This window comes from Streptosporangium sp. NPDC004631 (genome assembly GCF_053601935.1).
Window position 1 is genome coordinate 110,638 of the sequence record NZ_JBSGCR010000006.1, and the last position, 11,833, is coordinate 122,470.

The 11,833-nt window shown below is 71.2% G+C and carries 8 protein-coding genes; 3 read left to right on the top strand and 5 right to left on the bottom strand.

Features of this window, described 5'->3' with window-relative positions:
• Positions 1-192: 192 nt before the first annotated feature.
• From ACWEF2_RS08380 to ACWEF2_RS08400, 5 genes are all read right to left on the bottom strand, one after another.
• Positions 193-2,868: a putative bifunctional diguanylate cyclase/phosphodiesterase gene (locus tag ACWEF2_RS08380; protein WP_453813127.1), complete on the bottom strand. Its 2,676-nt coding sequence runs from the start codon at positions 2,866-2,868 to the stop codon at positions 193-195.
• A 249-nt stretch (positions 2,869-3,117) separates the two neighbouring features.
• The gene (locus tag ACWEF2_RS08385; RefSeq protein WP_453813129.1) at positions 3,118-4,026 is read right to left on the bottom strand and encodes a 2-hydroxyacid dehydrogenase; all 909 of its coding nucleotides are present in this window, start codon (positions 4,024-4,026) and stop codon (positions 3,118-3,120) included.
• 69 nt (positions 4,027-4,095) lie between these two features.
• Entirely contained in the window at positions 4,096-6,201 is a 2,106-nt protein-coding gene (locus ACWEF2_RS08390) for a VanW family protein (protein WP_453813407.1), read from the bottom strand.
• 54 nt (positions 6,202-6,255) lie between these two features.
• Positions 6,256-6,927: a response regulator gene (locus ACWEF2_RS08395; RefSeq protein WP_355594909.1), complete on the bottom strand. Its 672-nt coding sequence runs from the start codon at positions 6,925-6,927 to the stop codon at positions 6,256-6,258.
• On the bottom strand, positions 6,924-8,636 hold the full coding sequence (locus ACWEF2_RS08400) for an ATP-binding protein (RefSeq protein WP_453813130.1): 1,713 nt from the start codon (positions 8,634-8,636) through the stop codon (positions 6,924-6,926). The genes ACWEF2_RS08395 and ACWEF2_RS08400 overlap by 4 nt, the downstream gene beginning before the upstream one ends.
• Before the next feature lie 270 nt (positions 8,637-8,906).
• Between ACWEF2_RS08400 and ACWEF2_RS08405 the strand changes: the two genes are divergently transcribed.
• The 3 genes from ACWEF2_RS08405 (at position 8,907) to ACWEF2_RS08415 (ending at position 11,809) form a co-directional block, all read left to right on the top strand.
• On the top strand, positions 8,907-9,773 hold the full coding sequence (locus tag ACWEF2_RS08405) for a Bug family tripartite tricarboxylate transporter substrate binding protein (protein ID WP_453813409.1): 867 nt from the start codon (positions 8,907-8,909) through the stop codon (positions 9,771-9,773).
• An 80-nt stretch (positions 9,774-9,853) separates the two neighbouring features.
• Complete coding sequence (locus ACWEF2_RS08410; protein WP_453813132.1) at positions 9,854-10,309, top strand: tripartite tricarboxylate transporter TctB family protein; 456 nt, start codon at positions 9,854-9,856, stop codon at positions 10,307-10,309.
• Positions 10,310-11,809, top strand: coding sequence for a tripartite tricarboxylate transporter permease (locus tag ACWEF2_RS08415; RefSeq protein ID WP_453813134.1), 1,500 nt, complete (start codon positions 10,310-10,312; stop codon positions 11,807-11,809).
• Positions 11,810-11,833: the final 24 nt, after the last annotated feature.

The window sequence follows — 11,833 nt, forward strand, 5'->3', positions numbered from 1 at the left end:
CAGGTCGAGGTGCTTCGCTATCGGCCCGCGCGCCGGCGAAGTACTACGAGAATCCCACGATGATGCATGGATCCACCATGGCCGACCGACCGGGCCCACGTCAAATTCATGGGACGGGAGTCTCAAAGCCCGAGACAACAGATGTTAGGGGCCGGACAGGATCCGAGCCGCCGGGGGCGGGAGGGCCGGCGGTCAGACACCGCTGGGCAGACTGGAGCAGCTCGTGCGCATGAGGGAGACGACCCCGGGCGCGGCCATCGGCCGGGCCACCAGGAAGCCCTGGCCCCGGGTGCAGCCCATCTCGCGCAGCAGCTCCAGCTGCTCGGGGCGCTCGATGCCCTCGGCCACCACGATCAGGCCCAGGTCGTGGCCGAGTCGCACGATGGTGCGGGTCAGCAGGGTCAGCGTCTCGTCGCGGCCGAGGCCGGACACGAACGACGGATCAATCTTGATCATGTCCACCGGGAGCTGCCGCAGAAAGGCCAGCGAGGCGTAGCCGGTGCCGAAGTCGTCGATGGCCAGCCGCACGCCGAGCCCGCGCAGCTCCGAGAGGCGCGAGACGGTCTCCTCCGCGTCCTCGACCAGCATCTCCTCGATGACCTCAAGGGTCAGCGCGCTGGGCGGCAGGCCGCTCTCGGCCAGCGCCGACTCGACGCTCTCCACGAAGCGCGGCGCCATGATCTGCCGGGCCGACAGGTTCAGCGAGAGCCCGATCTCCCACGAGGAGGCACGCCAGGCGGCCACCTCCCGGCACGCCTCACGCAGGATCCACTCACTCAGCGGGACGATCAGCCCCGTGTCCTCGGCCGGGCCGAGGAACTGCTCGGGCGGCACGAACACACTCCCCCGCCACCAGCGCACCAGCGCCTCCACGGCGGTGACCCGCGAGGTGGCCAGGTCCACCACCGGCTGGTACTCGATGACGAACTGGTTCTCCAGCAGCGCCCGCTGCAGGTCGGCGGCGAGCTCAAGACGGCGCACCACGTCGGCGTGCATGTGCGCGGCGAACACCTCGACCCGGCGTCCGCCGAGCTCCTTGGCCCGTGCCATCGCCACGTCCGCGTTACGGATCAGGTCCGCGGAGGACACGTCGTCGTCGGCGAAGGCCACCCCCACGCTCGCGGTCAGCGCGATGTCCCGGTCGGCCACCCGGAACGGCTCCGAGGAGACCGTGCGGACCAGCCGCTCGGCCAGGTCCACCGCCGTCTGGGCGTCCGCCGCCGCCTCCAGCAGCACCGCGAACTCGTCACCGCCCCACCGGGCCAGGGTGTCGTCGGCCCGTACGGCGGCGCGGAGCCTGCGGGCCGCCTGGCCGAGCAGGTAGTCGCCGCTGGCGTGGCCGACCGAGTCGTTGACCGCGGTGAACCCGTCCAGATCCAGGAAGACCACGGCGGCGTTGCTCGCACCGGGCCGGCCGAGCACCTCCCGGGTGCGCTCTTCGAAGTAGGCGCGGTTGGGCAGGCCGGTGACGCCGTCGTGGAAGGTGAGGTGGGCCACCTGGTTGCGCAGGGCCTCCTGGCCGCTGACGTCGCGGGTGGTCACCAGCAGCAGGTTCTCACCGCGCATCTGCCGGGTCGCCACCGACTCGGTGGGGCGCCAGGTGCCGTCGGCCGCCCGGACCCGGCAGGCGACCCGGCAGCTGCCCGGCCCCTCGGCGGGCTCGTCGTCCAGGCTCATGGCGCGCAGCCCCGCCTGTATGCCGGGGACGTCCTCGGGGTGGATGTAGTCGAAGATCCTGCCGCCGATCAGCTCGTCGGGGCGGTAGCCGTACGTGATCTCGACACCCTTGCCGACCTCCCGCACCACACCGTCGTAGTCGCAGAGCAGGACCACGTCCCCGGTGCTCTCGGCCAGGTCGTGCAGCTGCTGCTCGCCGAGGTCCACCAGGCGGCGCATCCGGCCGGTCTCGATCAGCGTCGCGAACAGGCGGACCACCAGCACCGCGACGACCGACGCCGACACCAGGGCCGGGACGGCGACCGGCCCCTCCAGCCCGCCGCCGAGCACGCGCAGCAGCACGACGGCGGTGGCGGCGACGACCAGGAGCAGCGGTACCGCCGCGACCAGCGACGAGGCGGTCCTCCCGGCGGGCGCCACGCTCTCCTGCGCGCTCCGGGCCTCCGTGGTACGGCCGCCCCACGCGGCCACGGCGAGCAGCAGGAAGGCCGCGGGCGCGGGCCACATCCAGCCGGACGGCGGCGTGTCGCCGGCCATCCGGGCCAGCGCGGTGACCGTCTCGGCCGCCGTGACGGCCGCCAGCACGGCCAGCGCCGCAGGGCCGACGGGCCGGGCGGCCCTGCGGAGCGGCAGCACGGTGAAGCCCACGGCGCAGGTGAGGATCAGGCAGAACAGCGGTGAGGCGAGCGCGACGGCGAAGGTGCCGGCGTCACCGGCGTCACGGTAGGCCGGGCCCAGCAGGAGAACCCAGCCGATGACGAAGAGCGAGGCGGCGCAGACGTGCGCGTCGGCGAGGTCCCTCGGCAGCGCCCGCCCCGGAGCGGGCCGGACGGCGGACAGGCCGGTGCCGACGGCGAGCATCGCCGTACCGGCGAGCAGCACCAGGTCGGCGAAGGTCACCACGAACGGCGTGCCGTCGGCGAGCGGGCGCACCCCGAGCCCGACCAGCCAGGTGACCGAGCCACCGGCCAGCCAGCGCCAGGCCAGCGCGTGGCGCCGGTCGGCGAGCCGGCGGGCCGCGGCGAAGAGCGAGACCGCGGCGACCGCGGCGGCGGTGACACCCGTCACAGTCCCGACGAGCACGAGGGGAGAACCTCCGGCAAGGGCGGCAACGAGCCCCACCGCGGCCATCACGGCGGCGGCGGTCAGCGCTACCCTGGGGTCACGCCAGCGCATCATTCGTCTGCCCATCGGTGTCGATTCGTCTCGCTCCCGCAGCGTTTCCTCCCCGCTGCGCTCACGTTGCCATCGCGAACACGTCGTTCTCCGTCGTGCGCGTCCGTGACGACACACGGTCAGTGTGTGCTCTCCGGCCGGCGCGAGAGGTGACAACACCGTTGTCGTCACCGATCTGATAACCGTGCGATCGATCAGGATCGCAGTAATTCACCGTACGCACCCCAGGTCACGAGGTAGCCACGGTCAGGATTCCTTTCCCGGTCAGTACGGACCGGTGATCACGTTTTTAAGCGGCTCCCCCGCCAGGTGGCGCAGCAACTGCGAGCGGAGCAGTTTCAGCATGCGCCGCGCGGAGGCCGGGCTGCTCCCCGCGACGTGCGGGGTGAGGAACACCCCCGGCGCCGTCCACAGCGGATGGCCGGCGGGCAGCGGTTCGGGGTCGGTGACGTCGAGTGCGGCCAGGATCCGGCCCCTGCGCAGCTCGGCGAGGAGCGCCCCGGTGTCCACCACCCCGCCTCTGGCCGCGTTCACCAGCACGGCGCCGTCCTTCATCGCCGCCAGGAAGCCGGCGTCGACCAGCCCGGTGGTGGACGGGGTGGACGGCACCAGCAGCACGACCACGTCGGCCCGGGGCAGCAGGCCGGGAAGTTCGTCCTGGCCGTGCACACCGTCCCGCGCGGTCCGCGCCACCCGGACGACGTCGACCTCGAACCCCTCCAGCCGCCGTTCCAGCGCCTGGCCGATCGAACCGTAGCCGACGATCAGCACCGTGGAGTCGGCCAGCGCGCCGGTGTGGTGATAGGTCCACTCGCCCTCCCGCTGCGCGACGGTGAACCCGGGGAACTCCCGCAGGACCGCGATCATGGCTCCGACCGCCCACTCCGCGGTGCCCGCGTCGTGCACGCCCCGCGCGTTGCACAGCACCACGCCCTCCGGCAGGTGGGGCCGGTAGGCGTCCACCCCCGCCGTGACCGTCTGCAGCAGCCTGAGCCGGGACATCCGGGCGAGCAGCTCGGGGATCCGTTCCGTCGGGATCAGCGGCGGCACCCAGACCTCGACCTCGTCCGCCCCGTCGGGGAGCGGCTCCGTACCGTCGTAGACGGCGCACTCCACATCGGGCAGATCGCGGAGGACGTCCACGGCGGCCTTGAAGGGAACCCAGATCTTCATGGCTGCATTATCACCGATCGTCCGGTAACCTCCCCGGGCGTCCGGCGGCCCGGACCACCGGGCCGGGGGCTAGTCGATCTGCTCGACCTGCTCGGTCCGCTCGGGCTTCTTGGGCCGCTCGGGGGTGGTGGAGACGCACTTGAGGTCGGTCTCCGGCCGGTAGACGGTCTTCTTCGTCTCCCGCCTGACCTCCGTGCCGTCCTTCTTGAAGATCCGGGTCACATCGATCGTGAACCCCTGCTGGCCGGTCATCGCGATGCAGCGGGGGCCGCTCTCGGTCGCGTGCTTGAACGGCGTGACGTCGTAGCGTTCCGAGGAGATCGACTCGATGTCGTAGCGCTTGGTGCTCCAGAAGGCGACGGTGATCCCCCTGTCGGTGTAGGAGGTCTTCACCAGCACGCCGTACTTGGAGTCGTTCCGCCAGCGGAAGTCCGGCTCGGGCCAGGAGACCGTGGACTCGCGGCCGGCCGGGTAGCGGGAGATGTAGAACTCGTGCGCCACGTGCTGGACGTCCTCCAGACCGCCGAAGAACACCGCGTTGTACATGGTGGTGACGAACTGGGAGATGCCGCCGCCCACGGAGTCGACCAGCCGGCCACCCTGGATCATGGGGGCCGGGACGAAGCCCCGGGCCGTGTCCCTCCGGCCGACGAGGCCGTTGAGCGAGAAGGTCTCGCCCGGCATGACCAGGTGGCCGTCCAGGAGCCTGGCGAGCGTGCGGATGTTGGTCACCCGGGACGGGCAGCAGTCGTACGGCGTGGTGAACTCGCTGATCTTCTCCTTGATGCCCAGCCCGCGCACCTCGGCCTCGGAGATCCGAGGCCGGACGGTGGTCAGGGTGACCGGGATCGTACGGGCGCCGCCCCCGGTGATCACTCGGACCACGTCCTTGGCGAGCCTGTCGTCGTCGATGCCCTTGCCCCGGCGGCCGGGGATCAGCCTCGGCCTGTTCCCGACGATCTGGAAGGTGGGTTCCCTGGGGGCCAGCGCCGGATCGACGAGTTTGCGCTCCACCGTCACGACCGCCCGCCTGGCGTCGAACACCGGGTACATGCCGCCGGAGTCACCGGGCTCGAAGGACAGGTGGGTGGCGATGGTCTCCACCGGCAGCTGCACCTGCCTGCCCTGGTAGGTCAGGGTGATCGGGCCGGTCAGAACCTTTCCGGCCTCGGCGGCGACCTTCTCGACCGCGTCGGCCGTCACCTTGGGCTTGATCACCGAGACCGGCAGCCCGACCTCCCCCTGCGGGCCGAGGAAGGCGGCCTCGATGACGCGGGCCGCGGCATCGCGCTCCAGCTCGCGGCCGTCCCTGGGCAGGACGGCCACCGGCTTGACACCCTCGAAGACGACCGCCCCCTCACGGACCTTGCGGTCGATCTTCTTGGCCAGGGCAGCGACGGCCGTCTTCATGAGGTCGGCGTCGACGGAGACCTTGGGGGCCAGGTCGGTGGTGCCGGTCAGCGCCCGCCAGACCTCCAGCGGGGCGGGGAAGTCGCTGGGCGCCTGGTCGATGGTGGCGACGACGTCGAACTCCAGCCCGGCCTTCTCCGGGTCGAGGGTGTGCTTCACGCCCGCGGCCCGGAGGGTCATCGCCTTGGTGGCGTCGGGCGTCAGCCGGTCCCTGAGCCTGTCCGCCGCCTCGGTCGCGGTCAGCCCGCCGATGTCGATGCCGTGCACCCGGGTGCCGGGCAGCATCTTGCCGGACATGACGATCGCCGGAACGGCGTAGGCGAGGCCGGCCAGCAGCGCGAGCAGCAGCACGACGACGGTGAGGGCACGGCCCCGGCGGGGGGCGGGCTCCTCGTAACGGTACGGCCCCGGCGGGTCACCGCCCGGCGTGGCGGCTCCTTCTCCGGGAGGGCGCCGCGCCGGACGCTCGGAGGCGGGCATCTGCCAGGGCTGGGGCGGCGAGGCCGCGGGCGGCAGGGCGCCCGGCCCGACGGCAGGGCCCGTGGGGCGGCCGAACACCGGGGAGCCCAGGATGTCGGGCGAGACGCCCGGGGGAAGCCCGGATCCGCCCCTGGGCCGCGCCCCCGGGGGGAGGCTGGGATCGCGGGCACCCGGCCGGACGGGCCTGGAGGGGAGAGGCACGACCGAGAACGGGTCCGTCGGCGGGTCTGCCGACGCTCCGGCGTTCCGCACGGCCTCCGTCTCCTGCTGTTTCTCGGCGTCCACCTCAGTCAACCCTAATCCACAACCCTCAACGAGAGCCTCCAAAGAAATAACAAATCAACCCGTCCAGCGGTAACGGTGCTCGGGTCTGCCCGCGGTGCCGTACCTGGGCCGGAGCTCGGCCTGGCCGGTCGCGCACAGGTACTCCAGATAGCGGCGCGCGCTGACCCTGGAGAGCCCGGTGAGCGCCGCCGCCTCCGCCGCCGAGACGTCGGTGCCGGTGTCCCTGAGCGCGTCGGCGACCAGGGCGCAGGTGGTGGTGGACAGCCCCTTGGGCAGCGGCGGCGGCCCTCCCCTGACCACTCCGAACAGCCGGTCCACCTCCTCCTGGCGGATCACGGAGCCGATCGCGGCGAGCTGCCTGCGGGTCTCGGCGTACTGTTCGAGGCGCTCGGTGAGCGCGCCCGCGGTGAACGGCTTGATCAGGTAGTTCACCGCACCGCCGCGCATGGCCGCGCGGACCGTGGCCACATCGCGCGCGGCGGTGATCAGCAAGACGTCCACCGGGCGGGACCCGCCCCTGAGCGTGGTGAGCACGTCGAGGCCGGACACGTCCGGCAGGTAGATGTCGAGCAGCACCAGGTCGGGCCGGTGCTCGGTCACCGCCGCGACCGCCGCCCTCCCGGTGTGCACCATGCCGATCGCGGTGAAGCCCGGTACCCGTGCCACGTAGCCGCTGTGAATCCTGGCCACCATAAAGTCGTCGTCCACGACCAGCACACGGATCACTTCGGCGTCTCCACATCCTCGTGCCCGCCCGGCCTGGCGGTGCGGGCGTCCCATCTGCCACCGATCCCGTTCACGCCCTCGTACCCGCCGCGCCCCGCGCCACGGGCGTCCCATCTGTCACCGGCTCCCACATCCTCACGTCTTGGCAGCAGGGCCGTGAAGACGGCACCGCCGGCGTTGTGCACCCGCACCCAGCCACCCCGGCGCAGGCAGGTCTGGCGGGTCAGGGCCAGACCGAGTCCGCGCGGACCCGAGTGGGCGATCTTGGTGGTGAACCCCTCGCGGAACACCTCCTCGGCCAGGTCGGGGATGATCCCCGGACCGGAGTCGCCGACCCGGACGTGCAGGCCGTCCGCCTCGGTACGGACCGAGACCTCGACCGTGCCCCCGATCTCGTCCAGCGCGTCGAGGGCGTTGGCCACCAGGTTGCCGACGACCAGCACGGCGTCGTGCGGGTCGCCGATCATACCCTCCTCCACCCGGGAGTCCTCCGCGAGCACCAGGGAGGCGCCCCGCTCGGCCGCCTCGGCCGACTTGGCCAGCAGCAGCGCGGCCAGGGTCGGGTCGGCGACCTTCTGGCGGATGCCCGACGCGTACCGACCGTAGTCCTCGGAGATCTGGGTGATGTAGTCGACCGCCGTCTCGTGCTCGCCGAGCTCCAGCAGACCCACCACGGTGTGCATTCTGTTGGCGAACTCGTGGGCTTGGGCGCGCAGCGCGTCGGCCGTGCTGCTCGCCTGGTCGAGCTCCTCGGTCAGCCGGATCAGCTCGGTCCGGTCGCGCAGCGTGACCACCCAGCCGCTCTGCCGCTCGCGGACCGCCACGGGGGTCCGGTTGAGCACCAGCACCCTGTCGCGGTGGAGCACCAGCCGGTCGTCGCCGGAGTCCACGCCGTTCAGCACGTCGCGCATCCGGCTCGACAGCGGCATCTCCCGCAGGTTGCGGCCGACGTCGTGGTAGGACAGGCCGATCAGGTCGCGGGCGGCGTCGTTGACCAGCGTCACCTTGCCCTGCAGATCGAGGGCGAGCACCCCCTCCTTGACCCCGTGCAGCACCCCTTCGCGCTGTTCGAGCAGGGCCGCGATCTCCCGGGGCTCCAGCCCGAAGGTCTGGCGCCGGACCCGGCGGGCGATCAGCCCGGTGGCCGCGGATCCGGCGGCGAGTACGGCGAGCACGGTCCAGAGCAGCGGCGGCAGCGTCTGACCGAGCTGGTCGTCGACGGTGTCCTGCAGCACCCCGACCGAGGTCAGCCCGATGACCCGGCCGGAGGAGTCGAAGATCGGCGCCTTGCCGCGCAGCGAGCGGCCGAGGGTGCCGGTCTCGACGCCGGTCCAGGTGTGGCCGGTGTTCAGCACCTCCGAGGCGTCGGTGGACAGCTTCCTGCCGATCTCAACGCTGTTCGGGTGGGCGTAACGGATCTGCTGCCGGTTGGCGATAACCACGTAGTCGGCGCCGGTTGCCGCCTGCACCCCCAGCGCGATCGGCTGGAGGATCAGTTCGGGCCGGGGCCGGCGGAAGGCCTCGCGTACCTGGGGCAGCCCGGCCACGGACTCGGCGATCGCAAGGGCGCGCTGCTGATACTGCCAGTCGAGCTGGCTACGGGTGTGCTTCACCCAGACGCCGGCCGTACCTCCCACCGCGAGGAACACGATGACCATCTGCAGCACGAACAACTGCGTGCCGAGGGAGGCGTTCATTATCCGTCGCACGAGTGAACCCCCTGGTCAGGGACCTTATGAAAACAGCTGGAGATAACGGTCGGGTTGCAACTGATGTGACCAATACGACCGATATGACGCCAAGATGGCAAAGGATCGACACTGTGCCTCACGGGGGCTCAGCATCCACAACACGCTTACCTAACGTTCTTGGAGTTGACCATGCGTCTTCGGAGACTCGCCGCACTTGCCGTCGTGTCCCTTGCCGCTCTCACCGCATGCGGCACCGGCTCGGAATCGGGGGTGGGGGCTTTGAGAATCATGGCTCCGGCCTCACCTGGCGGCGGCTGGGACCAGACCTCCCGCACCGCGGAGCAGGCACTCAAGTCGCTCGACCCGTCTCGCAAGGTCGAGGTGTACAACGTTCCCGGAGCGGGGGGCACCATCGGGCTGGCCCAGCTCGCGAGCGAGAAGGGCAACGGCAACCTGCTGATGACCATGGGCCTGGTCATGGTCGGCGCGGTGGAGCAGAACAAGTCGAGCGTCACGCTGAGCGAGACCACGCCCATCGCGAAGCTCACCGAGGAGTACGAGATCGTCGTGGTTCCGGCGGCCTCGCCGTACAAGACGCTGGCGGATCTGGCGGCGGCCTGGAAGGCCGAGCCGGCGAAGATCGCGATCGCGGGCGGGTCTGCCGGCGGCACCGACCACATCGTGGCGGGCCTGATGGCCAAGGCCGCCGGGATCGACCCCAAGCAGGTCAACTACATCGCGCACTCCGGCGGCGGCGAGGCGCTCAACGCGCTGCTGGGCAACAAGGTGGCGGTGGGCGTCTCCGGCATCGGTGAGTTCGCCGAGCACGTGAAGTCAGGCAAGCTGCGCGCCCTCGGCGTGAGCTCGCCCGAGCGCGTCGCCAACGTGGACTCGCCCACCCTGAAGGAGGCCGGTCTGGACGTCGAGCTGGCCAACTGGCGAGGCTTCGTCGCCCCCGCCGGGCTGAACGACGACGACAAGAAGAACCTCACCGACCTGGTCACCAAGATGCACGACTCGCAGGCGTGGCAGGACGCGGTGGCCAAGAACGGCTGGGCCGACGCCTTCCAGACCGGTCAGCAGTTCACCGACTTCCTCTCCGCCGAGCAGGCCAAGGTCAAGGGGATCATCGCGGAAATGGGCCTCGTCTCCTAATGTCCTCCGTCAAAGAGCCGGCCGGCACCACCAACCGTGATGCCGGCCCGGCATACTCATGGCGACGCCCAGAGCTGATCTTGGCCCTGGTCGTCCTGGGACTGGGCGTGTTCGTGCTCGTGGGGACCGCCAACGTCTCCGCAGCGGCCTCCTCGCTCGGGCTGGGCCCCCGTTTCTTCCCCGTGCTCGTCGGCTCCGCGCTGCTGCTGATCGGGCTGTTCTACGTGGTCGACGTGGTGCGGGGCGGTCAGGGCGACCCGGAGGAGAGTGAGGACGTCGACGTCGACGCGCGGGCGGACATTCGGACGGTCGTGCTGGTCAGCGCGATCTTCCTGGCCTTCGCCGTGCTGCTGGACCTGCTGGGCTGGATCATCGCGGGCGCGCTGCTGTTCTTCGGTCTCTCGGTGGTGCTCGGGGCCACCCGGCGGCTACACGCGGGCATGATCGCGATCCTGCTCTCCACCCTCACCTACCTGGCCTTCGTCAAGGGCCTGGGCGTGACGCTGCCCGCGGGGCTGCTCTCGGGGGTGATCTAGGTGGAATCCTTCCGGCTGCTGATGGAGGGCTTCGCCACCGCGCTGACCCCGGTCAACATGCTCTACGCCCTGGTCGGCGTCACCCTGGGCACGCTGGTGGGCGTGCTGCCCGGCATCGGCCCGGCCATGACCGTGGCGCTACTGCTGCCGATCACGTTCAGCGTCCCCCCGGCCAGCGCGTTCATCATGTTCGCCGGGATCTACTACGGCGGCATGTACGGCGGGTCGACCACCTCGATCCTGCTCAACACGCCCGGCGAGAGCTCCTCCATGATCACCGCCCTGGAGGGCAACAAGATGGCCAAGCGGGGCCGGGCCGCGCAGGCGCTGGCCACCGCCGCCATCGGCTCCTTCGTCGCGGGGACGATCGCCACCGGGCTGCTGGTCGTCGCGGCGCCACTGGTGGTGAGCTTCGCGATCTCGTTCGGCCCCGAGGACTACTTCGCGCTGGCCATCCTGGCCTTCACCGCGGTGTCGTCGGTGCTGTCGCGCTCGGTCGTGCGGGGGCTGGCCTCACTGGGGGTCGGCCTGACGATCGGCCTGATCGGCATCGACCAGCAGACCGGGCAGGCGCGGCTGACCCTGGGCGTCCCGCAACTGCTCGACGGCATCGACGTGGTGATCGTCGCGGTCGGCCTGTTCGCGGTCGGCGAGGCGCTCTACGTCGCCTCCCGGCTGCGGCACGACGATCCAGAGATCGTCCCGGTCGGCCGGGCGTTCCTCGGCCGTTCCGACTGGTCCCGGTCCTGGCGGCCGTGGCTGCGCGGCACCGCGCTCGGCTTCCCCTTCGGAGCGCTGCCGGGAGGGGGCGCGGAGATCCCCACCTTCCTCTCCTACATGGTGGAGAAACGCCTGGCCCGCGGGGTCGCCCGGGAGGAGTACGGCAAGGGCGCCATCGAGGGCGTCGCCGGCCCCGAGGCCGCCAACAACGCCTCGGCCGCGGGCACCCTCGTCCCGCTGCTCACCCTGGGCCTGCCCACCTCGGCCACGGCCGCGATCATGCTGGCGGCCTTCCAGCAGTACGGCCTGCAGCCGGGCCCCCAGCTCTTCGACCACAACCCGGCCCTGGTCTGGGGCATGATCGCCTCACTGTTCATCGGCAACACCATGCTGCTGGTGCTCAACCTGCCGCTGGCCCCGCTCTGGGCGAAGGTGCTGCACATCCCCCGGCCCTATCTCTACGCCGGAATCGTGCTGTTCGCCGCCCTCGGCGTCTACGCGCTGAACGCCTCCTGGGTAGAGCTGATCATCCTCTACATCCTCGGCCTGCTCGGCTACGCGATGCGCCGATTCGGACTGCCGGTGGCCCCGGCGGTGATCGGCATGATCCTGGGCCCGATGGCCGAGATCCAGCTCCGCCGGGCGCTGGCCATCGGCGCGGGCGACGTGACGGCCCTGATCAGGAGCCCGATCGCGGCGTCGCTGCTGACAGTCTCCCTTCTGGTGCTGTTCGCCCCGCTGGTGAGGAGGCAGGCCAAGCGCCCGTCGCCCACCGCGTAGCGCATTCTCTACGCCGGGGGCGTT